The 24,168-nt window shown below is 60.8% G+C and carries 22 protein-coding genes and 1 pseudogene; 14 read left to right on the top strand and 9 right to left on the bottom strand.

What is annotated here, in order from left to right; genetic code table 11:
• Nucleotides 1–435: 435 nt before the first annotated feature.
• From uvrB to ACLM45_RS08975, 3 genes are all read right to left on the bottom strand, one after another.
• Nucleotides 436–2,472, bottom strand: a complete 2,037-nt coding sequence (gene uvrB, locus ACLM45_RS08965; RefSeq protein ID WP_415408854.1) for an excinuclease ABC subunit UvrB — start codon at nucleotides 2,470–2,472, stop codon at nucleotides 436–438.
• Between the two features lie 78 nt (nucleotides 2,473–2,550).
• Entirely contained in the window at nucleotides 2,551–2,937 is a 387-nt protein-coding gene (locus tag ACLM45_RS08970; protein ID WP_006042614.1) for a phage holin family protein, read from the bottom strand.
• A 62-nt stretch (nucleotides 2,938–2,999) separates the two neighbouring features.
• Nucleotides 3,000–3,776: a DUF561 domain-containing protein gene (locus ACLM45_RS08975; protein ID WP_415408855.1), complete on the bottom strand. Its 777-nt coding sequence runs from the start codon at nucleotides 3,774–3,776 to the stop codon at nucleotides 3,000–3,002.
• 75 nt (nucleotides 3,777–3,851) lie between these two features.
• Between ACLM45_RS08975 and tilS the strand changes: the two genes are divergently transcribed.
• Together tilS and ACLM45_RS08985 are read left to right on the top strand one after the other, a co-directional pair.
• On the top strand, nucleotides 3,852–4,871 hold the full coding sequence (tilS, locus tag ACLM45_RS08980; protein ID WP_415408856.1) for a tRNA lysidine(34) synthetase TilS: 1,020 nt from the start codon (nucleotides 3,852–3,854) through the stop codon (nucleotides 4,869–4,871).
• A gap of 5 nt (nucleotides 4,872–4,876) precedes the next feature.
• Complete coding sequence (locus tag ACLM45_RS08985) at nucleotides 4,877–5,569, top strand: hypothetical protein (RefSeq protein WP_415408857.1); 693 nt, start codon at nucleotides 4,877–4,879, stop codon at nucleotides 5,567–5,569.
• A gap of 2 nt (nucleotides 5,570–5,571) precedes the next feature.
• On the opposite strand, the gene ACLM45_RS08990 is transcribed toward ACLM45_RS08985, so the two are convergent.
• The 3 genes from ACLM45_RS08990 to ACLM45_RS09000 all read right to left on the bottom strand — a co-directional run bounded on the left by ACLM45_RS08990 (nucleotide 5,572) and on the right by ACLM45_RS09000 (nucleotide 9,623).
• Nucleotides 5,572–7,611 (bottom strand): ribonuclease J, encoded by a 2,040-nt coding sequence (locus tag ACLM45_RS08990; RefSeq protein ID WP_415408859.1) that lies wholly within the window; start codon nucleotides 7,609–7,611, stop codon nucleotides 5,572–5,574.
• Nucleotides 7,612–7,679: 68 nt separating this feature from the next.
• Nucleotides 7,680–8,588 carry a 4-hydroxy-tetrahydrodipicolinate synthase gene (dapA, locus tag ACLM45_RS08995; protein WP_415408860.1) on the bottom strand — a complete coding sequence of 303 codons (909 nt, stop codon included), beginning with the start codon at nucleotides 8,586–8,588 and terminating at the stop codon, nucleotides 7,680–7,682.
• 6 nt (nucleotides 8,589–8,594) lie between these two features.
• On the bottom strand, nucleotides 8,595–9,623 hold the full coding sequence (locus ACLM45_RS09000; RefSeq protein WP_415408862.1) for an aspartate-semialdehyde dehydrogenase: 1,029 nt from the start codon (nucleotides 9,621–9,623) through the stop codon (nucleotides 8,595–8,597).
• Between the two features lie 163 nt (nucleotides 9,624–9,786).
• Between ACLM45_RS09000 and tig the strand changes: the two genes are divergently transcribed.
• The 5 genes and pseudogenes from tig (at nucleotide 9,787) to ACLM45_RS09025 (ending at nucleotide 15,850) form a co-directional block, all read left to right on the top strand.
• Nucleotides 9,787–11,208, top strand: coding sequence for a trigger factor (tig, locus tag ACLM45_RS09005; RefSeq protein WP_415408863.1), 1,422 nt, complete (start codon nucleotides 9,787–9,789; stop codon nucleotides 11,206–11,208).
• A gap of 46 nt (nucleotides 11,209–11,254) precedes the next feature.
• Nucleotides 11,255–11,944, top strand: coding sequence for an ATP-dependent Clp endopeptidase proteolytic subunit ClpP (gene clpP, locus ACLM45_RS09010; RefSeq protein WP_006042622.1), 690 nt, complete (start codon nucleotides 11,255–11,257; stop codon nucleotides 11,942–11,944).
• Nucleotides 11,945–12,032: 88 nt separating this feature from the next.
• Nucleotides 12,033–13,389: pseudogene (gene clpX / locus ACLM45_RS09015) on the top strand (ATP-dependent protease ATP-binding subunit ClpX).
• A gap of 7 nt (nucleotides 13,390–13,396) precedes the next feature.
• On the top strand, nucleotides 13,397–14,071 hold the full coding sequence (locus tag ACLM45_RS09020; RefSeq protein ID WP_415408865.1) for a lecithin retinol acyltransferase family protein: 675 nt from the start codon (nucleotides 13,397–13,399) through the stop codon (nucleotides 14,069–14,071).
• A 27-nt stretch (nucleotides 14,072–14,098) separates the two neighbouring features.
• Complete coding sequence (locus tag ACLM45_RS09025; protein WP_415408867.1) at nucleotides 14,099–15,850, top strand: DNA polymerase III subunit gamma/tau; 1,752 nt, start codon at nucleotides 14,099–14,101, stop codon at nucleotides 15,848–15,850.
• A gap of 15 nt (nucleotides 15,851–15,865) precedes the next feature.
• Here the strand turns inward: ACLM45_RS09025 and ACLM45_RS09030 are convergent, their stop codons facing one another.
• Nucleotides 15,866–17,200, bottom strand: a complete 1,335-nt coding sequence (locus tag ACLM45_RS09030) for a glycosyltransferase (protein WP_415408868.1) — start codon at nucleotides 17,198–17,200, stop codon at nucleotides 15,866–15,868.
• Between the two features lie 32 nt (nucleotides 17,201–17,232).
• Complete coding sequence (locus ACLM45_RS09035; RefSeq protein WP_415408870.1) at nucleotides 17,233–18,810, bottom strand: SpoIID/LytB domain-containing protein; 1,578 nt, start codon at nucleotides 18,808–18,810, stop codon at nucleotides 17,233–17,235.
• Between the two features lie 59 nt (nucleotides 18,811–18,869).
• Here ACLM45_RS09035 and rpmI point away from each other — a divergent pair, with 59 nt between their 5' ends.
• The 3 genes from rpmI to ACLM45_RS09050 are packed head-to-tail and all read left to right on the top strand — an operon-like array spanning nucleotide 18,870 to nucleotide 20,085.
• Nucleotides 18,870–19,067 carry a 50S ribosomal protein L35 gene (gene rpmI / locus ACLM45_RS09040; RefSeq protein WP_006042628.1) on the top strand — a complete coding sequence of 66 codons (198 nt, stop codon included), beginning with the start codon at nucleotides 18,870–18,872 and terminating at the stop codon, nucleotides 19,065–19,067.
• A gap of 42 nt (nucleotides 19,068–19,109) precedes the next feature.
• Nucleotides 19,110–19,457 (top strand): 50S ribosomal protein L20, encoded by a 348-nt coding sequence (gene rplT / locus ACLM45_RS09045; RefSeq protein WP_006042629.1) that lies wholly within the window; start codon nucleotides 19,110–19,112, stop codon nucleotides 19,455–19,457.
• Nucleotides 19,458–19,491: 34 nt separating this feature from the next.
• Nucleotides 19,492–20,085 (top strand): hypothetical protein, encoded by a 594-nt coding sequence (locus ACLM45_RS09050; protein WP_415408872.1) that lies wholly within the window; start codon nucleotides 19,492–19,494, stop codon nucleotides 20,083–20,085.
• On the opposite strand, the gene ACLM45_RS09055 is transcribed toward ACLM45_RS09050, so the two are convergent.
• Nucleotides 20,053–20,562 (bottom strand): hypothetical protein, encoded by a 510-nt coding sequence (locus tag ACLM45_RS09055; RefSeq protein WP_415408874.1) that lies wholly within the window; start codon nucleotides 20,560–20,562, stop codon nucleotides 20,053–20,055. The genes ACLM45_RS09050 and ACLM45_RS09055 overlap by 33 nt on opposite strands.
• Before the next feature lie 105 nt (nucleotides 20,563–20,667).
• Here ACLM45_RS09055 and ACLM45_RS09060 point away from each other — a divergent pair, with 105 nt between their 5' ends.
• From ACLM45_RS09060 to ACLM45_RS09075, 4 genes are all read left to right on the top strand, one after another.
• Nucleotides 20,668–21,480: a thiazole synthase gene (locus tag ACLM45_RS09060; RefSeq protein ID WP_415408876.1), complete on the top strand. Its 813-nt coding sequence runs from the start codon at nucleotides 20,668–20,670 to the stop codon at nucleotides 21,478–21,480.
• 101 nt (nucleotides 21,481–21,581) lie between these two features.
• Complete coding sequence (gene psb34 / locus ACLM45_RS09065; RefSeq protein ID WP_006042633.1) at nucleotides 21,582–21,749, top strand: photosystem II assembly protein Psb34; 168 nt, start codon at nucleotides 21,582–21,584, stop codon at nucleotides 21,747–21,749.
• A 58-nt stretch (nucleotides 21,750–21,807) separates the two neighbouring features.
• Nucleotides 21,808–23,001, top strand: coding sequence for an NAD-dependent epimerase/dehydratase family protein (locus tag ACLM45_RS09070; RefSeq protein ID WP_006042634.1), 1,194 nt, complete (start codon nucleotides 21,808–21,810; stop codon nucleotides 22,999–23,001).
• A gap of 13 nt (nucleotides 23,002–23,014) precedes the next feature.
• Nucleotides 23,015–24,163 (top strand): glycosyltransferase family 4 protein, encoded by a 1,149-nt coding sequence (locus ACLM45_RS09075; protein ID WP_415408878.1) that lies wholly within the window; start codon nucleotides 23,015–23,017, stop codon nucleotides 24,161–24,163.
• Nucleotides 24,164–24,168 lie beyond the last annotated feature (5 nt).

Below are 24,168 nucleotides of genomic sequence, written 5' to 3' on the forward strand. Positions count from 1 at the left end.
TTAAATTATGAGAGAGGGTGAAATCAAGAAAATACGAGAAACTATCTTTTGACTTTGAACCGTAAGCGAGACTAGCAGACTTGGGATGTAGTTTCGTGAACGATCGGAAAAACTTGCCGCATCCATCCAATCCATAAGACCAAAGCGAAAAATACCACAAAAAGGGTTGTCGAATTGTCAGAATTTTTGGGCTACTATCAACAACTTTTGGGCGTGAGTGCTTTTTTTCTTTCACAAATTTTGCACCCTCGCATATTCTTCGCAGCTTACGAGTCAGAAAAGAGCATCCGGTTTTTTCTAAATCTAAGTAAGTCCAATCAGCTGTTCTAAGCATAGAAATACGTAATTACCAGTCAGACTTTAAACGTCCAACACACCTCGACGCAAACCCCCAAAATCAAGATTCGATTAAACACCTCTGCAACAAAATGTTGTTTAATTTTGACCCACCAGCTTCTGACGCAGCCGCTTGATGCGATCCCGCAAGTTCGCCGCCTCTTCGAAGTCGAGCTTCTTGGCTGCGTCCTTCATCTTCAGCTCCAACTGATCGATCAGCTCCGGTAAGGCATCCAAAGCCATGCCATCGGCATCGTCCTCAAGAGCTTCCACCGCCTTGCTGGCCACCTTCACTAGATCGGCATCCGGGCCGTCAGTCTTGAGCTTGCGGCTCAGCTCCAAGAAGCTGAGGATCGAATTGCTGGCCTTCTTGCCCGCAGCCGTCGGCACAATGCCGTGCTTCTCGTTGTAGGCCTGCTGGATGCTGCGTCGGCGCTCGGTTTCGCTGATCGCCTTGGCCATCGAATCAGTGAGATTGTCTCCGTAAAGCAACGCCTTACCCTCCACGTGGCGCGCCGCCCGGCCGATGGTCTGAATTAACGACCGCTCAGCCCGCAAAAAGCCCTCCTTATCCGCATCGAGAATCGCCACCAGACTCACTTCCGGTAGGTCCAGGCCCTCCCGCAGCAGGTTCACCCCCACCAGCACGTCGTATTCACCCAAACGCAGGTCCTGGATGATCTCGATGCGCTCGATGGAGTGAATCTCCGAGTGCAGATAGCGCACCCGCACGTCGTTCTCCGCCAAATAGTCGGTGAGATCCTCCGCCATCCGCTTGGTGAGGGTCGTCACCAGCACCCGTTGCTGTTTGCTGGCCCGGTCACGGATCTCCCCGAGCAGATCATCCACCTGGCCGTTAGTGGGCCGCACCTCCACAATCGGATCGAGCACGCCAGTGGGCCGGATCACCTGCTGAGCCACCCCATCGCCGCTTACCTCCAGCTCCCAGTTCCCCGGCGTAGCACTCACAAACACGGTCTGGCGTGCCTTCGTCCAAAACTCTTCCCCCTTCAACGGGCGATTATCCGCTGCACTGGGCAGGCGGAAGCCATGGTCAATCAGAACTTTCTTGCGGGCCTGGTCGCCGTTGTACATCGCCTGCAACTGGGAGCAAGTCACATGGCTTTCATCCACGATCAACAGCCAATCGTCGGGGAAATAATCAATCAGGCATTCCGGTGCTGAGCCCGGCTCACGACCGGCCAAATGGCGGGCGTAGTTCTCCACGCCATTGCAGTACCCCACTTGCCCCAGCATCTCCAGGTCGTACTTCGTGCGTTGCTCAAGCCGTTGAGCCTCCAGCAGCTTGCCCTCGGCATTCAAAAAATCCAGACGTTCGTTGAGCTCCGAGCGGATCGCCCGAACCGCAGTGTCCAGACGGTCTTTGGGGGTCACAAAGTGTTTGGCCGGATAGATGTTGATCGTCTCCAGGCTCTGAAGAATCTCCCCGGTGGTGGGGTCCACATAGCGGATCGCCTCCACCTCATCGCCAAACAGCTCCACCCGCACCAGCCGGTCTTCATAGGCGGGGCCGATTTCCAGCACATCGCCCTTCATGCGGAAGCGACCACGGGCAATTTCAGTGTCGTTGCGGCTGTACTGGTTATTAACCAGCTCCCGCAACTGACCGCGGATGTTCAGCGTCTCGCCCACCTCAAACTTCACAGCAGCCTTGAGGTATTCACTCGGTATTCCCAGCCCGTAGATACAGCTGATCGAGGCCACCACAATCACATCGCGCCGTTCAAACAACGACCGCGTTGCCGAGTGGCGCAACATATCGATCTCTTCATTGATCGATGCCGTTTTAGCGATGTAGGTGTCGCTCACCGGAACGTAAGCCTCCGGCTGGTAGTAGTCGTAGTAGGAGATGAAATATTCCACGGCGTTGTGAGGGAAAAACTCCCTCAACTCGTTGCAGAGCTGGGCCGCCAGGGTTTTGTTGTGGGCCAACACCAGGGCCGGCCGGCCGGTTTGGGCAATCACATTGGCCATCGTGAACGTTTTGCCCGTGCCCGTCGCGCCCAGCAGAGTCTGATAACGCTGCCCGTCATTCACCCCCGCCACCAGCTGCTTGATCGCCGTCGGCTGATCACCCTTGGGGCTGTAGGGAGCTGTGAGGTCGAAGGCGGGCATGGTCCTTGCGTCTGTCGCCCGGAATGGCCAACTACCTTACGGAGAACTGCCTTGGCTTCGAGAAAGCGGGCAGCAGACCTACGCACCAGGCCCCAACAAAGCCCGCACCGCCACGGTGCCGATCAGGCTGTACACCCCAGCGCCGAGAAGGGCACTGAAGAATCCGCGCTTGAGGGTGAATCCATCGATCAGCCAACTCGCCAGGGCGAACAGGATGGTGGCGATCAACCAGTTGAACAGGAACGACACAGGAAAAATCAAACCGCCCAGGGACGTCACCACCCACAGCGGCCCCAGCAGCAGTTTCAAGGGCAGGATCAGCAACGTGCCCAGCAAGCCGATCAGCACTGCGGCCCACAACGCTGTGCCGAAATTGGCCACTTCAACACCGAGAGGCAGAGCTGCCACCACCAGCAGCACCACAGCTCTCACGGGCCATTGGAGCAGCCAGGCGAGGGTTCCCATACCGAATGGATTGATCAGAGTTTCAACCTAGAAACCCTCGCCCGAACTGCCAAGGGCATGAATCACACGCGACTTGTGGCCGGGCTCGCAGTGAGAGCCTCACGCAGACTGCGCACCACAGCCACCATCGCCAACTCATCGCTGAGGCGATTCACCGCCGACCCCACACCCACACCGGAAGCACCGGCAGCAATGGCCATCGACACGGTGACGGCCGACAGTCCAGACGCGCAGAGCACAGGTGCACGCAGAGCGGCCTGTTGCAAGGCGACGCTAATGCTGTGGGCAGCAGCCAGGGTGGGTGCGGCCTTTTCAATCAAGCCAAGGCTGCCGGCACTGAAGGGCTTGGCGCTAGTACCGCCTTCGGTTTGGATCAGATCTGCGCCGGCGGCTACCAGCTCCACTGCCAGCTGTTCCTGCTGATCCATCGGCAGGATGTGGGGCACCGTCACGCTCATCACAACATCTGGAAGCAGAGCGCGGGTGCGGCGGGTGAGCTCCAGAACCTCCTCGGCACCGAAGACCCGACCCTTGGGATAGAAGGCGTCGTAATTGCCGATTTCCACCATCGCCGCACCGGCGGCCACTGCAGCCGGGAACTGCTCAGGTTCCACCGACGACACACACACCGGCACGCCACCGGACACCTCCAATGCCAGCGCCACCAGCTCTGGATCACAGGCCACATCGATCAGATCAGCCCCGCCCAGCCCCGCGGCGCGGGCCACGCGGGCCACCGAGGCCGCATCAAAGTTCATCAAGCCAGCAATCACTTTGAGCGTGGACCGCTGGTCCAGGCTGCGGCGAAGAGCGGCAGACAGCAGTGAAAGGCGGGTCATCCAGCTGAATGATCAGATCCAAGCATTCTCCCACCGCATGCGCAGGCAAGATCAGAAAGCCACTGCTCCAGCCCGATGACCGCCAGCGAGCCCTGGCTGCACTGGCACGACCGGCTGCATCGCCAGCTGCTTCTGAAACCCACACTTCTGCCCCGGGGCACCACTCTGCTGCTGGCGCTGTCCGGCGGACAAGACTCGATGGCCTTGCTGGGGCTACTGCGCGATCTCAGAAAACACCACCACTGGACCCTGCAGCTCTGGCATGGCGACCATGGCTGGCATCCCGGCTCAGCGTGCGTCTCCAAGGATCTCGCCAAGTGGTGCGCACAAGAGGCCCTGCCCTTGCGGGTGAGCCGCAGCACAGCCGAAATCACCGGCGGCGAGGCGGCAGCACGCGCCTGGCGTTACAGCGAGCTCAGCCAGTACGCCCAGCAGCTGAACCAGACGTGCGCATCCAGCAACTCCTGCACGGTAGTGACTGCCCACACCGCCAGCGACCGTGCCGAGACCCTGCTGATGCAGCTCAGCCGCGGCACAGATTTGGCAGGCCTGGGCAGCCTGCGTCAGAGCAGACCATTGCAGGCCAACGCCAGCAACGGCCCTCGGCTGGTCAGACCCCTACTCGATTTCACCCGGGAAGAAACAGCAGCGATCTGCCAAGACCTGCAACTGCCGGTCTGGCACGACCCCAGCAACAGCGATCTGCGCATCGAACGCAACCGCATCCGCCTGGAGCTGCTGCCCGTGCTCGAGTCCCTTCATGCCGGCTGCAGCCGGCGCATGGCCCTGCTGAGCGAACGGATCTCCCACGTGCACGACACGCAAAACGCCCTGGTGGATCTGAGCCTGCAGAGCATCAACAGCCCCGGCAACGGGCTGCAACGTCCTCCATTGCAGGCTCTGGCTCCTGATCCCAGGCGCACTCTGCTGCAACGCTGGCTTCAGCAGAGGGGAGTGCGATCTCTTCAAGCACGGCAGCTGGAGGAACTCAGCCGCGCCATCGGGCCCCAGCAGCCGCCTGGAGAACGCCATCTTTCCAGCGGCCATCGCCTCCACTGGTGCCGGAACTGGGTACAACTAAACAACAGAGATTAAACAGCGTGGACGCCGACTTTCAGACGCGCTATGTGGCGGCCGAGCAGGCTTACGGAGCAGGAGATTTTCAGACAGCCCAGGCCATCACCAGCGAATTGATGGCAGAGCTGGAGCCGCTGCTTGAGGCAGCTGAGGAACGAGATGCGGCGCTGGCCTGGCAAGCCTTCGTGGCCCTGCTCGCGGGCCATATCCAGCTCTATGGCCTGCATCAAACGGATCAGGCCCGCGCTTTTTACAACCTGGTGCTTAACAGCCATCCCCCCGACACACTTCAGGAATTAGCGGAGCAGGGGCTCGAGCGCCTATCGGAACAGACCACAACGCAGACAATTCAAACTGCGGAACCGGAGACGGCTCAAACCTCACTGATCAGAGACCCCTTTCTGTCAGCACCATCGGATCTGACAAATGCACCGGATTTCCAAGCGCAGACAACTTCCACACCCTGGCTCGACACCAGCTCACCTGACGTCAAGGGAAGAGCTCCCGACCTGATTTCTGAGCCTGGAGGCCCACCACTCTCTCTCCCTGAGGACGAAAAACATCTGGAAGAGAAAATTCTTGGAAAGGGAGAAAACCCCGACGAAGAAGCGATTCTTGAATCAGCGACTAACAAACCAGAGTTGATCTGCAGCACGTCCAATCCAGAAGGCCTGCTGCAGAAGCTGAAAGCTGGACGCTTGCGGGTCGACCTCTGAGATCAAACCGCAGCCGAGCGGCGGCGGCGGGTGCGTCCAGCGGGCATCTCCTGATCAACGGATGCAGGGGCCGGGGCGGACACAGCAGTCGTCGCTGCAGCAGGAGCTGGTGCTGAAAGCACAGAGGTTGACGCGGATGCAGGCGTGGCAACCGGAGACTTGGCTACCCGAACGGGTGCCGTATCGCGATTACGACCACCGCCAGCTGCGGCAGCGTTGCGTCCACCACCTCCATGGCCACCGCCACCATGGCGACCTCCGCGACCGCGGGGCGCCGGACGGTTGTCAGGTTCGGCATCAGCCCGGCCCTTGTACACCGGAGTGCCAGCCGGAGCCGGCTGCACCAAGCAGAGAATCAAGGGTTCCACCTGCAGCTCACGCCGCATGCGGCGACTAAGGCCCACTTCCACTTCACGCTGCACGCCCATCCAATCCACTTCGGGCGCTTTGCCGCCGGTATTGCGGGTGAGCTGCTTCCAGCGGTTCTCCAGCACCCAGTTGATTTCACGCTCGGTCCACAGCGACATCTTGCGGGCATCGGCTGTGGTCACAACACCGCGCAGATTCACCCGAGGGGGGGCCACCATCGCCCCATCGGTGCTGATCGCCGCCAAGATCGTAACAACGCCGTCTTCAGCGAGCTGCTGACGCTCCTTCAGCACCCGAGCGTCAACGATGCCATTGCGCGACTGATCCAGGAGCTCGATGCCGGCCTTCACCGGATCGCCTTTGCGCAGGGAATCTGGGGTGAGTTCCACCACATCACCGTTATCGATGATCAGGGTGTTGTCTTCAGGCACACCCATGGAATGCCCGGTGCGGGCATGACGCACCAGCATGCGGTGCTCTCCGTGCACGGGCACGAAGAACTTCGGACGGGTGAGCGCCAGCATCAGCTTCTGGTCTTCCTGGAAGCCGTGGCCGGACACGTGGATGCCCTCGCCTTTGCCGTACACCACCTTGGCGCCCAGCATCATCAGTCGGTCGATGGTGTTCACCACCGAGATGGTGTTTCCAGGAATGGGGCTGGCCGAGAAAATGATTGTGTCGGAGCTCTTCACCTTCACCTGAGGGTGATCGCCGCGAGAAATCCGGCTGAGCGCTGCCAGGGGCTCACCCTGGCTGCCGGTCATCAGCAGCAGGGTTTCCCGGTCGGGCACATCGTTGATCTGCTTGATCGGCACAAACAGCTCATCGGGGGCCCGCATGTAGCCCAGCTCGCGGGCCTTAGCGATCACATTCAGCATTGAGCGGCCCAGCAGGCCCACTTTGCGGCCGTTCTTGAGCGCAAGCTCAAGAATCATCGACACCCGGTGAATCGAGCTGGCGAAGGTGGTCACGATCACCCGACCCTCGGCATCAGCAATGTGGCGATCGAGATTCGGAAACACGGAGCGTTCAGGTGGGCAGAAGCCAGGCACCTCAGCGTTGGTGGAGTCACTGAACAGACAGAGCACCCCCTGATCACCGTGGTGGGCCAGGCGCGCCAAATCGAAGTGCTCCCCATCCACGGGGGTGTGATCGAACTTGAAGTCACCCGTGAAGATGATCGTGCCCACCGGGGTGCTAATGGCCAGCGAGAAGCTGTCGGCCATGGAGTGGGTGTTGCGGATGAACTCCACGGAGAAGTGCTGGCCGACTTTCACCACATCCCGCGGACCCACGGTCTGCAGGGTGGTGCGGTCGGTGACGCCTGCCTCGTCCATTTTTCCGGTGAGCATCGACAGCGCCAGGCGCGGGCCGTAGATCACCGGGATGTTGAAGTGCTTGAGGTGGTGCGCGATGCCACCGATATGGTCTTCGTGACCGTGGGTCACGATCATGCCGCGGATGCGCCTCTGGTTCTCGCGCAGAAAGCTGGTGTCCGGCAGCACCACGTTCACACCATGCATGCCGTCGCTGGGGAAGGCGAGGCCGGCATCCACCAGCATCAGGTCATCGCCGTACTCGAAGACGCAGGTGTTCTTGCCGATCTCATGCAGACCCCCGAGCGGAATCACGCGAAGACAGGGTTGCTTGGCATTGGCGGTGGAGGCGGTCATGGATTCAGTTCAGAAAAGGGAAGAAATCAATGGAGATGGCGCGCGCAGCGCTGTCAGCAGCCGTGGCGTCAGGTCGGACGCAGGGCAGCGAGGGTGTCGGAGAGGGCAGCGCGCATCGCGGGATCGAGGGGAAGAAGGGGACAACGGGGAGAACCCACCGGCCAGCCGCTCAGCTCGAGCGCCGCTTTCACCGGAATGGGATTGGTGGTGGCGAACAAAGCCTTGAACAGGGGGATCAATTGTTCGTGATGGCCGAGCGCCACAGCGGGCTGACCACTCAAATAGGCCTCCACCATGGCGCGCATCCGGCGGCCCACCAGATGGCTGGCCACACTCACCACACCCACGGCACCCACCGACAACATGGGCAACAGCAGACCGTCGTCACCGCTGTAGATCGCCAGTCGCGCACCGCAGGCCAGACGTAGCGCCGTGACTTCTTCAGTGGAGCCGCTGGCAGCCTTGAAACTAACAATGTTGCTGCAATCCATCAGGCGCGCAACGGTGGCAGGGTCGATGGAGCAACCCGTTCGACCGGGGATGTTGTAGAGCATCAGCGGAAGCTCGGGAGTGGCCTCGGCGATGGCACGGAAATGAGCCTCCAGGCCTTCCTGGGGAGGCTTGTTGTAGTAAGGCACCACAACCAGAGCCCCATCGGCACCAGCCGCAGCCGCCTCACAGGTGGCTTTTACGGCTTCCTGGGTACAGTTACTGCCTGTGCCTGCGAGCACAGAAACCCCGGGGCCAACGGCTTGACGCACTGCCTCCAGCAACTGGACCTGTTCACCCCAGCTGAGTGTGGGGGATTCACCGGTGGTGCCGCACACCACGAGACCATCCGATCCCTCATCTACAAGATGACGTGCCAGACGTCCGGCAAGGGCAAGATCCACCGCTCCCTCTGCATCGAACGGGGTCACCATCGCCGTCAGCAAACGGCCAAAAGGGGTGGGAGAGAGTTCTGCGGCAGGGCTCATAACGATTCAGGCGGGTAGCAGCAGTTCGGCGATCTGGATGGCGTTGAGAGCAGCCCCCTTGCGGATTTGATCCCCACAAAGCCAGAACTCGAGAGCCTTGGGCTCGCTGATGTCTTCACGCACACGGCCCACCATCACGGGATCTCGGCCGGCTACATCCGTGGGCATCGGGAAGCGATTTGCAGCGGAATCCTCCATCAGCTGCACCCCCGGAGCTGCAGCGAGCAGATCTCGGGCTTCCTGGACAGGGAAAGGGGCATCGAACTCCACATTCACAGCTTCCGAATGAGCCCGAAGCACGGGCACTCGCACACAGGTGGCCGTAAAGCGCAGATCCGGCAATCCCATGATCTTGCGTGTCTCGTTCACCATCTTCATTTCTTCCTCGCAGTAGCTGTTCGCCTGAAGCGGTGAATTGTGAAGAAACAGGTTGAAAGCAAGGGAATGGGGAAGCACTGCGGGGATGGGTGTCGTCCCAGCGAGCACTTGATGGGAGTGCGTCTTCAGCTCTTCCATGGCCTGGGCCCCCGCACCGCTGGCGGACTGGTACGTGCTCACCACCACGCGACGCAGCGCCCGTCGGGCCGCCAGAGGTGCCAAAGCCAGGGTGAGCAGGATCGTGGTGCAGTTGGGATTGGCGATCACACCCCGATGCTTGAACGCTTCCTCCGGGTTCACTTCAGGCACCACCAGGGGGACGTTGTCATCCATGCGGAAAGCACTGGAGTTGTCCACCATCACGGCCCCTGATGCCACGATCGCATCACGCCAATGCCGCGACACGGAACCACCGGCCGAAGCCAGCACGAGATCCACACCCTCGAAAGCGGACTCGCTGACCTCCTGAACCGTTAAATCCTGACCGTTCCATGAGCAGCGGGTTCCTGCAGACCGGGCTGAGGCAAGCAGGCGGAGCTCCTCGACAGGGAAACGACGCTCATTCAGCAATTGGAGGAGTTCCTGACCCACTGCTCCGCTCGCACCAAGAATGGCCACCGTGAGAGGTCGATTCGGCAGTGAGGCGGCAGTGGACAAGTGGGCGCGTATCGAAACAATTGAATCCAGCGATTCATCGCCGGGTGATTCAGCACCGCCTAAGCGGACTTGCAGCTTTTGCTGATCGTTCTGTCAGCTTACGCGGCAGAGCATGGTCAGGCACTTATTTAAGGTATTGGGCTGCTTGTACTGCGACCCGCCAATGAGTGCCGCCAGCCTGAAGGTCACCACCGCTTCCCGACCCGGCAGCCGCCTGGCCGTGGAGATGGCCGTTCCAGCGGAACGGAGTCAGGCAAGCTACGAGGAAGCGATCAATCGCCTGAGCCGCAGCGTGAACCTGCCCGGCTTCCGCAAGGGGAAAGTACCCCGCACGGTTCTGGTTCAGCAGCTCGGCGCCCTGCGCATCCGAGCCACAGCTCTGGAAACGTTGGTGGAAAGCATCTGGCGTGATGCCCTGGCCCAGGAAACGATCGAAGCCCTAGGCCAACCGGAACTGAGCGGCGGTTTCGAGGAGCTGCTTGACACCTTCAAGCCCGGTGAAGCCCTCACCGTGACGATGGAAACCGATGTGGCGCCGTCACCAAAGCTCAAGAGCACAAAGGGGCTGAAGGCGGAAGCGGAAAGCGTTGCCTTCGATGCCGCCAAGGTGGACGAGATGCTGGAACAGTCCCGCCGGCAAATGGCCACGGTGGTGCCTGTGGAAGGTCGCAAGGCTGAAAAGGGTGATATCGCCGTGGTGGGCTTCAAGGGCACCTACAGCGACGATGGCAGCGAGATCGAAGGCGGCAGTGCCGACTCGATGGATGTGGATCTCGAGCACGGCCGCATGATTCCCGGCTTCGTTGAAGGCGTCGTGGGGATGGCCGTGGGCGACAGCAAAACCGTGGACTGCACCTTTCCCGAGGATTACCCCAAGGAGGATGCCCGCGGCCGCAAGGCCAGCTTCGCCATCGAGCTCAAGGATCTCAAGACCCGCGAACTGCCCGAGCTGGATGACGCCTTCGCCAAGCAGGCCAGCGAACAGGAGACCCTGGCTGATCTGCGCAGCGACCTGGAGCAGCGGTTGAAAGATGACGCCGAGCGTCGCTCCCGCAGCAACCGTCACGACGCCCTCCTCGCGGCTCTGGTGGAGCAGCTCGAAGTGGAACTGCCTGAAAGCCTGATTCAACAGGAAGTGCGCAACCTTGTGGAACAGACGGCCGGCCAGTTCGCCCAACAGGGGATGGATGTGCAGTCCCTGTTCACCCCCGAATTGGTGCGCAATCTGATGGAGTCCTCCCGGCCTGAAGCCGAAGAACGCCTGCGCCGCAGCCTCGCCCTCACTGCTTTGGCTGAAAGCGAGAAGCTCAGCGTGGATGACACGGAGCTCAACACCAAGCTCAAGGAGGTGAAAGGCCAGCTCTCCGGTGAGCGAAACATCGACCCTGAACGTCTGCGTCAGGCCGTTCTCGACGATCTGCTTCAGGAGAAGCTCCTGGGATGGCTGGAAGAGAACAGCACAATCACCGAAAAAGCGGCAGAACCCGAAACAGCGGAACCCAAAGCCAGCAAGCCATCAGCCGCCAAAAAAAGTGCCAGCAAGGAAAAAACGGCAAAAGCCGACAGTGAAAACGCCGAATCCTGATCGGCGCCCATAGATTGCAAATCAAGAACAGCCCGCCAGTCGCCGCGTGATCGACGCCCTTACTTCCCATCCCATTCAGAACCGCTGGCGGGGCACTCAGCCCATGTCGGTCCATCCCCAGGCCGCACCGGGTGTGCTTCCAACAGTGGTTGAACAGTCCGGCCGCGGTGACCGGGCCTTCGACATCTACTCACGCTTGTTGCGTGAGCGGATCATCTTCCTCGGCACCGGCGTCGACGATGCCGTGGCTGATGCCCTAGTGGCTCAGTTGCTCTTCCTCGAAGCAGAGGATCCTGAGAAAGACATCCAGGTGTACATCAACTCCCCAGGCGGATCGGTGACGGCCGGCTTGGCGATCTACGACACGATGCAGCAGGTGGCTCCTGATGTGGTGACCATTTGTTATGGCTTGGCCGCCTCCATGGGCGCCTTTCTCCTCTCAGGGGGTACCAAGGGCAAACGCCTGGCCTTGCCTAACGCAAGAATCATGATCCACCAGCCCATGGGAGGAGCCCAAGGGCAGGCCGTGGACATCGAAATCCAAGCCAAGGAAATTTTGTTCCTGAAAGAAACGCTCAATGGCCTAATGGCAGAGCACACGGGCCAACCGCTCGACAAAATCGCCGAAGACACTGATCGTGACTACTTTTTGTCCCCCTCCGAAGCAGTTGATTACGGCCTGATCGACAGGGTGGTGGACAGTTTGAAGGACGGAGGAATCATTACGGGGGGCTGACATTGCTCTGTTCCGCCGCGATCCTTAGTGTTCCGAGCGATGATCCATCGAACGGGTTCTCTGTACTGACTGATCTGCGAAGCGCCCGATGGCCAAATTCGACGCCCATCTGAAGTGCTCGTTCTGCGGAAAGTCCCAGGAGCAGGTGCGCAAGTTGATCGCCGGTCCTGGCGTTTACATCTGCGACGAGTGCATTGATCTCTGCAACGAGATCCTTGATGAAGAACTGATTGATACCCAGGGCGGAAGCCGCCAGGGAGGGGAACCCTCCCGAAAAGGTGCTGCATCTCAGGCTCGCAAGAGCACAAAACCTGTCCCCACACTTGCGTCCATTCCCAAGCCACACACCATCAAGGGAGTTTCTTGATCAGCAAGTGGTTGGACAGGACGCAGCCAAAAAAGTGATGTCGGTTGCCGTGTACAACCACTACAAACGCCTGGCGTGGCAAGGCGATGGCAAAGGCGAAACGGAAGAAACCGCCACCCGTTTGCACAAATCCAACATTCTTCTAATCGGGCCGACTGGCTGCGGCAAAACCCTCCTGGCTCAGACGCTGGCAGAGATGTTGGATGTGCCCTTCGCCGTGGCCGACGCCACCACCCTCACCGAGGCCGGTTACGTGGGCGAAGACGTGGAAAACATCCTGTTGCGGTTGCTGCAGAAGGCCGACATGGATGTGGAGCTTGCTCAGAGGGGCATCATCTACATCGATGAAATCGACAAGATCGCCCGTAAGAGCGAGAACCCGTCCATTACCCGGGATGTTTCGGGCGAAGGGGTTCAGCAAGCGCTTTTAAAAATGCTGGAAGGCACCGTGGCCAACGTTCCCCCCCAAGGTGGCCGCAAGCATCCATACCAGGACTGCATCCAGATCGATACCAGCCAGATCCTGTTCATCTGCGGCGGAGCCTTCGTCGGGCTCGATGACGTGGTGCAGAAGCGTATGGGCCGCAATGCCATCGGCTTCGTACCCGCCGATGGCCGAGGACGCGGCAAAGCAACCCGTGACCTGCAGGCTGCTCAGGTGCTGCGCCATCTCGAGCCCGATGATCTTGTGCGCTACGGGCTCATTCCGGAGTTCATCGGCCGCATGCCTGTGAGCGCCGTGCTCGAGCCCCTTGATGAACACGCTCTTGAATCCATTCTCACCGAACCAAGGGACGCTCTGGTGAAGCAATTCAGAACCCTGCTGAGCATGGACAACGTTCAACTGGAATTTGAACCCAGAGCGATTGAAGCCATCGCCCAGGAAGCCCATCGACGCAAGACTGGAGCCCGTGCCCTGAGGGGGATTGTGGAAGAGCTGATGCTCGATTTGATGTACGAACTGCCCTCAAGCAAAAACGTGTCATCGTTCACCATCACACGCGCCATGGTGGAAGAACACACCGGAGGCAAGGTGTTGCCTCTTCCCGGTAGCGAGCGGCAACAAGAATCCGCCTGAAGCCAGCATGGCCGCTGCCGACCATCTTCGGGTGCCCCGCCAGCACGGACTCTTTCTCCACCACGGCATCGATCTGGGCGACGGCAGCGTCGCCCACTATCTCGAGGGGCGGGAGATCCTGCGCAGTCCGCTTGAGGAGTTCAGCCGCGGCCAGGAGGTGAGCGTCGTCAGTCACGATCAAGCCTCTCCAGCCGGAGTCACCCTGCGCCGGGCGATGAGTCGTATCGGCGAGCAGAACTACAACCTGCTCTTCAACAACTGCGAGCATTTCGCCAACTGGTGCAAAACAGGCCGGCATCGCAGCGGACAGGTGGAGGACTGGCTGCACACCGGCAGCCTCGGCGCCCTCGCCCTCGGTCAACTGATGCCCGCTGCACTGCTCACCGGGCTGGGCCTGCTGCTCCGAAAAGGTCTGATCGACGAGGCCTCGAAGGAACGAGCCCGTCAGGGACTGGTGCAGCTCCAGCGCCTACGTCAGACCCTGCTTGAGAAGCTGGAGTCCACCCTTGAGCAGGCGGAGGTCTGGCTGAAAGGCATGCCAGGCCAGGGTGCAGATGACCGCCTGGATCGCCGTGGACGCCAGCTGCTGCTCACCGGACGCACCATCGCCGACGAACTGGCTGCTGTGGAAGACCTGGAAACCCGCATCAGAACTCTCTTAGAGAGCCAGCCTGAAACCTAGGTAGCCTCAGCATCCCGCTGGCAGTGCATGAGTCAGGCTTACCAGCCACTGCATCACAAATACAGGCCCCAGCGTCTCGATCAACTGGTGGGGCAGGAGGCGATTGCCGCGACCCTTGGCCACGCCCTGCGGTCGGGACGCATCGCCCCGGCCTATCTGTTCAGCGGCCCCAGGGGCACCGGCAAAACCTCCAGCGCTCGGATCCTGGCCCGCTCCCTCAACTGCCTCAACAGTGAGGGGCCCACACCGGAACCCTGCGGCCACTGCGAGCTATGCACCACGATTGCCGCCGGCACGGCCCTCGATGTCATCGAGATCGATGCGGCCTCGAACACAGGCGTGGACAACATCCGCGATCTGATCGAACGCTCCCGCTTTGCCCCGGTGCAGGCGCGCTGGAAGGTGTACGTGGTGGATGAATGCCACATGCTCTCCACAGCGGCCTTCAACGCCCTTCTCAAAACTCTCGAGGAACCGCCGCCGAAGGTGGTGTTTGTGCTGGCCACCACCGACCCACAACGGGTGCTGCCCACGATCCTCAGCCGCTGTCAGCGTTTCGACTTCCGGCGCATTCCCCTGGAGGCGCTTGAACGGCATCTCACCTGGATTGCAGAGCAGGAAACCATCCCGATCCAGCCCGAAGCCTTGCATGTGGTGGCCCAACGGGCACAAGGAGGCCTGCGTGATGCCGAAAGCCTGCTGGATCAACTCAGCCTTCTGCCCGGACCGATTCAGGCCGATGCGGTGTGGGATCTGCTGGGTGCCGTGCCCGAACAGGAATTGCTGACGCTGGTGACGGCCATGAGCAGCGGCGAACCGGTAGCCCTGCTGGAAGCCACCCGAACCCTGCTGGACCGTGGTCGCGATGCTGGCTCCGTGCTGCAGGGCCTTGCAGGAATCCTGCGCGATCTGGTGCTGATGGCTGCAGCTCCGGACCGGCCGGAACTCACCAGCGTGTCGCCCCAGTTCCGCGACCAGATGCCAGAGCTGGCCAAAGCGATCGGCCGCAGCCGCTTGCTGCAGTGGCAATCCCAACTGCGCGGGACGGAGCAACAACTGCGCCAGAGCGTGCAACCCCGGCTCTGGCTGGAGGTGCTGCTGCTGGGGTTGCTCTCAGAGCCCACTGCCCCCCAAGCCACCGTCCCAACCTCCCGTCAGCCCCCTCGTCCATCCCCCGCAACTGCGGACCCAACCCCGCCACCGCAGGCCTCTACACCAGCTCCCATAAGCCTTCCGGACACCAGCACCCCGGCAGCAGAGCCTGCAGCGGCAGCAAGCCCATCGCCTCCTCAAGATCTCAAAGAGCTCTGGCAACAGATTCTGGCTGGCCTGGAACTGCCTTCCACGCGCATGTTGCTGTCTCAACAGGCCGAGCTGGTGAGGCTGGACAATCACCGCGCCGTGGTGCAGGTGGCCGGCAACTGGATGGGCATGGTGCAAAGCCGCGTGGCCTTGCTGGAGCAGGCCATCGCCCGGGCTGTTGGCGGCAGCCGCCAACTCGTGCTGGAGAGCCATGGGGGGGCTGCACCGATGGCCGCCACGCCGGCACCAGCACCGACTCCCACACCAGTTCCAGTTCCAGCAATCACGAGCAGCGAAGCGCAATTGCCGCCGCGACCGGTAGCCGCTCCACCAACACCGACATCGGCTCCTGCCCCAAAGCCGGAGTCCGACCCCCCACCTGCACAGCGACAGGAACCATCCGTGCTGGATGACAAAGCCAAGCGCCTGGCTGATTTCTTTAACGGTCAGGTGCTGAACGTGGATCTGGAGACTTGATCCACCTGAACGGCCTCAGGCTTGAACCGCTTCCTCCTGGCCGCGGTGGCTCGTCTTCGCCCACACCAACCGTTTGGGACGGAGAGCCATACGCAGAGTGACCCAGGGGATCACCACAAACCAGTGGCTGAGATAAGCAATACCAAGCAACAGGTTGAATAGACCTGGCTCAGGAAGATCAGGACCATCGCTGGCCCTGCGGCATCCCCGCCAATAGGCCACACCCGACACACCGAAGGCGACGATCGAGAGAGGCCAGTACGCCGGTGAGGTTCTGCTCAGCACACTGGTAATCAGATCCGACCAGGACACCACGGGGAGGGCGTACTGGAGAAGAAAGAAGCTGGCGAGATCGCGGCGCTGGGCCAGGGTGAGTCGGGATGAAAGCAAACCCGGCCAGTAATCCAGAAAACGCTGCAACCCCCCCTCGGCCCAACGTTGACGCTGCTTCCAGAGAGCCTGGAGTGTTTCAACCGCTTCTTCCTGGACCGGTGGATTCCAGAGGATGCCGATGCGAGCCTCATGCAGCAGCAGTCGGAAGCTCAGATCCAGATCGTCGGTAACCGTTTCCTCGTTGAATCCGCCGCAGGCCTCCAGCAGATCCCGGCGCAGAAGCTGACCATTTCCCCGCAGTTCCGCCACCCCACCACCGGCAAGACGTCCCTGCTGAATCTGGGAATCGAAGGCCATTTCCATGGCCTGCACCCTGGTTAGCCAGTTGTCCTCGGCATTGTTGACGGCCTTGCGCATCTGTACAGCCGACCAACCCCCGCCGCTGGCAAAGGGGATGAGCCGCTCGAGCTGATCTTCCGCGAGCTGGGCATCGGCATCAAGAATCAGCAACCACTCCCCCTGCGTTTGAGCCAGGGCTGCATTGAGGGCACCGGATTTCCCTCCACCGGCATTGCGGGGCCGGCGGATCACCCGCAGGGCTGGGAAGCGATCCTGCAGCACAGCCAATCGGTCGGGCGTGCGGTCTTCGCTGCCGTCATCCACAACGCACAAGCTGAGGCGATCAGCGGGGTAGCGCAGCGCACTCAATCGTTCTATGAGTCGGGTGACGACCGCCTCCTCATCCCTGGCAGCCACAACCACATCAACAGAAGGCCAACAGGCCGTTGCCGCATCTGGCAAATCAGAACTATCGGAAACGGTCTCAGAACCATCAGCAGACGCGGCCCTGCGAAGCACTGTTCGGAGGCCGTAGCCACCAAGCACGATCGCGAGCGTGAGTGCTGGGAGGAGACTTCGACTCGGATCCAGCCAATGGGGTGCCGCTCCGACCCAGCCGCAAGCAACAAGAAAGACAGCCGTCTTGCCGCGTCGGTGATCCCCTTTGCCTGCGGCCACGCCCCCTTCCCCGACCTCAATTGCCTCGAACTTTAAGGGGCTTGAACAGAAGGAGTCGCCGGTTTCGGCCTGAGTGGCTCTAGGAGAGTTCCGGGGTAGTAATGCTGAAGGATGCGCTGAGCATTCCAACCGCGGCCAGCCAGATCAATGGCCCCGGCCTGCGAGAGGCCGACACCATGACCGAATCCACCGCCCTGAAATTGCCAAACATCAGGTCCATCAGGCTGAAGCACAAACAGGGTGCTGGGTAGGCGGCGCAACGTGCGTCGGATCGCATCGAGGCGTAAAACCACAGGTGACGCACCCCCGTCTCGCTCAATCAGTAGGGTCAGAACGCGTCCGCTGGGGCCCCGGTTTTTCACACTGACTGCGGAGGGAAGAGCGTTGCCCTTGCCAGCGGCCGCCAGTGCTCGGGCCAGTTGGCCAGCCGAATAAGTGCGGGTCCAGCGGAAGCGTGGATGACCAGAGCCATAAGCCCCATCCCGGCGCTGCAGGAGCGCTTTCACGCCCTCCGACGACTGCAGCGGCAGCATCGTGGAATCGCGCCAGGCCTGAGATCCATCCAGTTGCACGCGCACGTAGGGCAGAGGGTCCATCGCCCAGGCTTCTTCTCCGCTGGCACTGATGCCGCCATTGGTGGCGTGATACACCGCATGGATGGGTTCGCCCTCCCAGCGGAGCACCTCACCGGATGTCGTACGGATGGCCTCGCGAACCGAGGCTGAAGCCTGCCGCGGATCGCTGTAGACCTGGCACTGGGTATCACTGCAGAGGTGATACCCGTCAATCGCGAATCGATGGCTATTGGCCAGGGCCCAGGTCCGGGCAAGAACCGCTTGGGCCTGAAGCGCTGCAGCAGGAGAGCCTGCGCCGATCTCATGGGGCACCACGCCCTCCAGGTAACGCTCCAAAGGGACCTGCTCCAGCAAGGTCCAGCTGCCATAGGCATCGGCCTGCAGCCGGAAAGGTCCACGCATCACACCGCCCTGCCAACGCAGTCCAGTCGGAGCTTGAACCTGCAGAGGTCCCTGGAGCGTGCGGCCACCATCAGTCCCCTCCAACACGGGTCGAACCACGGCCGCAATCGTGATGGTGACATCACGCAAGGCCACACCGGACAGATCCGGCGCATCGAGCGGTGCCCACACCTCCCACTCATCGGGGTGGGCGACCTTGGCCTCCACACCTTGATCCCGCCAACGATCCGCAAGCCGCTCGGCTGATTCGAAACTGGCCAAAGGCCCTGCCACCCGTCTGGCCACGGCAAGGGGGGTCTCCAAAGGCACCAATCGCCAGCTGAAGCGCAGGGTTGGGCCATCGGCCACAACCGTTCCACTGGGATCGAGAAGCTGCAGCGGCGCTTGGCCGGCACTGGTGAGCGTGAGCAGAGGCGCAGAACGCTGCGGACGAGTACCGCGGCCGAGGTGATCCGCGAGCGACACCCACAGAGTCCCCTGCCCCGCAGCGGGCGGCGCAGGCACGGAGCGATGGGTGGGAAGCACCGGAACCTTCAAGTCTGGAGGTAGGGACCTCAGGTCCTGAGCACGGCAACCGACCGTCGCGAAAACCGGCAGCACCAGCAGGTTGGCCAGAGATCTGACGCCGAACATTTGGCTGAAGGGCGGATGAAGTTCTATTGTCTTTGTTTGTGCCACGTGCCGCCAGAGACATGCCCAAGCTCAAGACCCGCAAAGCAGCCGCCAAGCGGTTCAAGGCAACAGGCACTGGCAAGTTCCTGCGTCGGCGCGCCTTCCGCAATCACCTGCTGGATCACAAGAGCCCGAAACTGAAGCGCCACCTGGCCACCAAAGCAGTGGTTGACCGGACGGACGAAGAACGGGTGTCTCTGATGATGCCCTACGCCTAATAGCGTCAGAGCACGATCGTTTCTTAATTACTCACCGAATCAATGGCACGCGTCAAGAGAGGCAACGTCGCCCGCAAGCGTCGCAACAAGATCCTCCGCCTAGCCCGCGGTTTTCGCGGCAGCAACGGAACTTTGTTCCGAACTGCCAACCAGCGGGTGATGAAAGCCCTGTGCAATGCCTACCGCGACCGGCGCCGGCGCAAGCGCGATTTTCGCCGTCTTTGGATTGCACGCATCAATGCGGCAGCACGTCTCAATGGTGTGAGTTACAGCCGCCTAATCGGTGGTTTAAAGCAGGCGGACGTGCGTATCAATCGCAAGATGCTGGCCCAACTCGCTGTTGCAGATCCCTCCAGCTTCGCAACTGTGGTGAATGCCACCCAGGGTTGAGTAGCGTCCCGCCCCGGGACCATTGCTCTCCTTTATGGAATCCCTCCTTCCGCAGACCTATCTGCTGGGCCTGATAGGCCTGCTTGCGATCGTTGCCGTTGTTGTTGGTCGCCAGCTCCTGCGCGTACGTCGCGATGAACAGAACCTCATCCGTCTCGAACAGGCGGATGCAGCTGGTTCTCGCGATGCCGGCGATCTGTACGAGCTGGCCTCTGTTCAATTACGCAAACGCCTCTATCCCCAGGCCACGGCCACCTTGCGGCAAGCCGTGAAACGACTGGGAAACGAGCCGCAGGAAGCTCGAGCACTGATCCAAAACGCTCTTGGCTTCTCTCTGGCCGCCCAGAAGGATTTTTCAACAGCCATCAGGCATTACAAATCGGCACTGCAAGCCAAAGCGGAATATCCCGTGGCTCTCAACAACCTGGCTTTTGCAGAAGAACGACTGCTCAACAGAGATGCGGCTTGTGAGTTGTATCGGAAGGTTCTCAGGCTCGAGCCGGACAATCAAACAGCGAAGAAGCGCCTCAAACGCTTAGAGAAAGCCGCCAAGCGTCAGCTCAGCAGCCGCTCTGAGACAACCCCGACGAACAAATCACCAGAGAGCTCGGATGGGAGGGGCTTCTGAAGCGGAGCAGCTGGGAGCCAGGCTGAGACTGCCGCCAAGGTTGGTGAGCCTGGGTGCTTGCCAGCTTGAAAGACTCATTCCCTGCAGTCCGAGAAAGTCACCACCAGCTTTGAGATCGTCAGCAAGCTCACCGGCCAAAGGAAGCAGATCGAGCTGGTCCGATGTGGCATTGAGATTGCCCTGCACGGGCGTGCTGACGCCAGCGATCACCATGTCACCTCGCAGATCCACCATTTGGCCGATCGGTTGCACGCTCGCCAGGGTGAGCTTCACATCAACAGTGTTGCCGGACGTGAACGACTTGTAGCTGCCGCACCATTGACGAGGCATGGTCGCTGCCAGATCAGCCGCACGCAGTACTGGATCGAACTGCTGAACAGCACCATTCAAAACCAGAGGCTCATCCAAAAGAGAGCTATCGAGGGGCAGAGACGGTTCGAAGGTCGCCGGAATCTCAATCGGCGCGTTCATGTCCATGGTGACAGACGTGACGAGAATGATGATGGGCGCACGGTAGTGCGCTCCAGCGTTACTCGTCCGTTTTCCGCTCCGGTTCCCTAACCAGTCCCTCCATTCTTTTTCATGGATTCGACCCCGACCAGTACCGACACGCTTCTGATCGGTGGCCGCCAGTTCCACAGCAGGCTGTTCACCGGCACGGGGAAATATCCAAACCTGGCGTTGATGCAACAGAGCCTGGAGCGTTCAAATTGCGAGATGGTGACCGTGGCCGTTCGCAGGGTGCAGACGGTGGCAGCTGGGCACGCTGGTCTGATGGAGGCGATCGACTGGTCACGGATCTGGATGCTGCCCAATACCGCTGGCTGTGCGACAGCAGAGGAAGCTGTCCGAGTGGCGCGGTTGGGGCGCGAACTGGCGAAGCTCGCCGGCCAAGAGAACAACAGCTTCGTCAAGCTGGAAGTGATTCCCGACAGCCGCCACCTGCTACCGGATCCCTTCGGAACCCTGGAGGCCGCTGAACAGCTGGTGAAGGAGGGATTCACGGTGCTCCCTTACATCAATGCGGATCCTTTGCTGGCCAAACGCCTCGAAGAGGTGGGATGCGCCACGGTGATGCCCCTGGGTTCTCCGATCGGATCGGGTCAGGGGTTGCGCAATGCTTCCAACATCGCTCTGATCATCGAAAACGCTTCGGTTCCCGTGGTCGTGGATGCGGGCATTGGCGTGCCTAGCGAGGCGGCCGCGGCTCTGGAGATGGGAGCAGACGCCGTTCTGGTGAACAGTGCCATCGCCCTTGCCGGTGACCCGCCTCTGATGGCCGAAGCGATGGCCTCCGCCGTCCTTGCCGGGCGCCAGGCCTATCAGGCCGGACGGCTGCCGACCAGGGCTCAGGCATCGCCAAGCTCCCCGACCACCGGCAAGGTCAACGACTGAAGCATCTGTTACGACAAATCAAGGCCTATGACGCTGCATTGAGGTACGAGGACACACCGCTACCAATTCCATAAGGTCCGGATCAGTTTCCGAGAAATTGCATGCAAGTCACTCAAGAGGACGGAGGTCGTCTCAATGCATTCGCCAAAGAACCTCGGATGGAAATTTTGAGCGAGGAAGCCAGACACAGCAACGGCTCCCGGCTGGCGATGATCGGTGGCTCCCTGCTCGTGGCCGTCCTGATGGCTTTCGCTGTGGCGATCAGCTGAAAAGCCTGTAGTAGCTTGCCTCAGATTGGCGGCTCGCACGCTTCAGCAGGAGTTTGAGGTGAAAGTTCTCGTTCTCGGTGGTGACGGCTTCTGCGGCTGGCCCTGTGCAGTGAATCTCGCTGATCAGGGCCACGACGTGTTGATCGTGGACAACCTCAGCCGCCGCAAGATCGACATCGATTTAGAGGTGGAATCGCTCACACCGATCGTCAGCATCGGTGAGCGGCTGAAAACCTGGGAGGAGATCGGCGGCAAGCCGATGCGATTCCTTCATATGGATATCGCTCACGAGTATCAGCGGCTGCTTGATCTGCTCTTAGAGGAAAAGCCGGATTCCATTGTTCATTTCGCCGAACAGCGGGCCGCGCCCTATTCAATGAAAAACAGCGCCACCAAGCGCTACACCGTCGACAACAACGTCAACGGTACCCACAACCTCCTTGCCGCCATTGTGGAGAGCGGGCTCGACATCCATGTGGTGCACCTCGGCACCATGGGCGTTTATGGCTACGGCTCCCACCGCGGCGCCACCATTCCCGAGGGCTACCTCAAGGTGGAAGTGCCCCAGCCAGACGGGAGCCGATTCGAGGAAGAAATCCTCCATCCCGCCAGCCCTGGCAGCGTCTATCACATGACCAAGACGCTCGATCAGCTGCTTTTCCTCTACTACAACAAGAATGACAAGGTCCGCATCACCGACCTCCACCAGGGAATCGTCTGGGGCACCAACACTGACGCCACCGACCGCGACCCACGCCTGACCAATCGCTTCGATTACGACGGCGATTACGGCACGGTGCTCAACCGCTTCCTGATGCAGGCGGCCATCGGTTATCCCCTCACCGTTCATGGAACCGGCGGCCAGACCCGCGCCTTCATTCACATCCGCGATTCCGTGAAGTGTGTTCAGCTGGCCTTGGAGAACCCCCCCACCCAGGGAGAGCGAGTGAAGATCTTTAACCAGATGACCGAAAGCCATCAGGTGGGCGAACTCGCCAAAAAGGTGGCTGCCCTCACCGGAGCACAGGTGAACAACCTGCCCAATCCCCGCAATGAGGCCGTGGAGAACGACCTGATCGTGGACAACCGCTGCTTCATCGAGCTGGGACTCAATCCCACCACCCTCGATGATGGGTTGCTCAAGGAAGTGGTTGAGATCGCAACGCGCTACGCCGACCGCTGCGATCGCAACCGCATCCTCTGCACCTCCGCCTGGACCAAGACCCAGGCCCAGGCCATCGCCACCGCTTGATCAGGGCACTCCCTTGAAAATCGCCTTCTTCACCGAGACCTTCCTCCCCAAGGTCGATGGGATCGTCACTCGTCTCACCAAAACGGTGAAGCACCTGGTAGAAGCCGGTGATGAGGTGATCGTGTTCTGTCCGGAGGGATGCCCAGAGGAATACATGGGAGCTCGCCTGATCGGCGTTCCGGCGATGCCACTGCCGCTCTATCCCGAACTCAAGCTGGCGCTTCCTCGACCCGCCGTCTCCGAAGCGATCGACAGCTTCGAGCCGGACCTGATCCATGTGGTGAATCCAGCGGTGCTGGGCTTGGGGGGCATCTGGCTAGCCAAAGCAAAATCGGTTCCGTTGGTGGCGAGTTACCACACCCACCTGCCCAAATATCTCGAGCACTACGGCATGGGGATGCTCGAACCCCTGCTCTGGGAACTGCTCAAGGCGGCCCACAACCAGGCTCTGCTCAATCTCTGCACCTCCACCGCCATGGTTCAGGAACTGAGTGAGAAAGGAATTCAGCACACAGACCTCTGGCAGCGCGGTGTTGACACCGAACTGTTCCGCCCTGAGCTCCGCAGTCCTGAGCTCCGGCAGCGACTGCTAGGCGGCTACGACGACCGCGGAGCCCTGCTGCTTTACGTGGGCCGTCTCTCCGCTGAGAAACAGATCGAGCGAATCAAACCGGTACTGGAGGCCTTACCCGACGCCCGCCTCGCCCTTGTGGGTGATGGGCCTCACCGTCAGCAATTGGAGAAGCACTTCGAAGGCACCGCCACGACTTTCGTGGGTTATTTGGCTGGCGAGGAACTGGCGGGTGCCTACGCCAGCGGCGACGCTTTCCTATTCCCCTCGAGTACGGAAACCCTTGGTCTGGTGTTGCTTGAGGCGATGGCGGCCGGATGCCCCGTGGTGGGCGCCAACCGAGGGGGCATTCCCGACATCATCACCGACGGAGTGAACGGTTGCCTTTACGAACCGGATGGCGCCGATAGTGGAGCCGCCAGCCTGATCGAGGCCACCCAACGCCTACTGGGTAACGACCTTGAACGCCAGGCCCTGCGCAACGCTGCGCGCTCGGAAGCCGAGCGCTGGGGATGGGCTGGAGCCACCGAGCAGCTTCGCGAGTATTACCGCCAAGTTCTGAAGCAACCCCAATTGAACGAGGCCGCCTGAATCAG

Origin of the sequence: Synechococcus sp. A10-1-5-9 (genome assembly GCF_047716785.1) — a bacterium.
Lineage (GTDB): Bacteria > Cyanobacteriota > Cyanobacteriia > PCC-6307 > Cyanobiaceae > Synechococcus_C.

Coding starts and splice junctions, on each gene's coding strand:
- ACLM45_RS09055 (WP_415408874.1), bottom strand. CDS start 20,562: ATGGACATGAACGCGCCGATTGAGATTCCGGCGACCTTCGAACCGTCT.
- ACLM45_RS09025 (WP_415408867.1), top strand. CDS start 14,099: ATGAGTCAGGCTTACCAGCCACTGCATCACAAATACAGGCCCCAGCGT.
- ACLM45_RS08970 (WP_006042614.1), bottom strand. CDS start 2,937: ATGGGAACCCTCGCCTGGCTGCTCCAATGGCCCGTGAGAGCTGTGGTG.
- ACLM45_RS09050 (WP_415408872.1), top strand. CDS start 19,492: ATGGAATCCCTCCTTCCGCAGACCTATCTGCTGGGCCTGATAGGCCTG.
- tilS (WP_415408856.1), top strand. CDS start 3,852: ATGACCGCCAGCGAGCCCTGGCTGCACTGGCACGACCGGCTGCATCGC.
- ACLM45_RS08990 (WP_415408859.1), bottom strand. CDS start 7,611: ATGACCGCCTCCACCGCCAATGCCAAGCAACCCTGTCTTCGCGTGATT.
- ACLM45_RS09020 (WP_415408865.1), top strand. CDS start 13,397: ATGGCCGCTGCCGACCATCTTCGGGTGCCCCGCCAGCACGGACTCTTT.
- uvrB (WP_415408854.1), bottom strand. CDS start 2,472: ATGCCCGCCTTCGACCTCACAGCTCCCTACAGCCCCAAGGGTGATCAG.
- tig (WP_415408863.1), top strand. CDS start 9,787: ATGAGTGCCGCCAGCCTGAAGGTCACCACCGCTTCCCGACCCGGCAGC.
- rpmI (WP_006042628.1), top strand. CDS start 18,870: ATGCCCAAGCTCAAGACCCGCAAAGCAGCCGCCAAGCGGTTCAAGGCA.
- rplT (WP_006042629.1), top strand. CDS start 19,110: ATGGCACGCGTCAAGAGAGGCAACGTCGCCCGCAAGCGTCGCAACAAG.
- psb34 (WP_006042633.1), top strand. CDS start 21,582: ATGCAAGTCACTCAAGAGGACGGAGGTCGTCTCAATGCATTCGCCAAA.
- dapA (WP_415408860.1), bottom strand. CDS start 8,588: ATGAGCCCTGCCGCAGAACTCTCTCCCACCCCTTTTGGCCGTTTGCTG.
- ACLM45_RS09035 (WP_415408870.1), bottom strand. CDS start 18,810: ATGTTCGGCGTCAGATCTCTGGCCAACCTGCTGGTGCTGCCGGTTTTC.
- ACLM45_RS08975 (WP_415408855.1), bottom strand. CDS start 3,776: ATGACCCGCCTTTCACTGCTGTCTGCCGCTCTTCGCCGCAGCCTGGAC.
- ACLM45_RS09060 (WP_415408876.1), top strand. CDS start 20,668: ATGGATTCGACCCCGACCAGTACCGACACGCTTCTGATCGGTGGCCGC.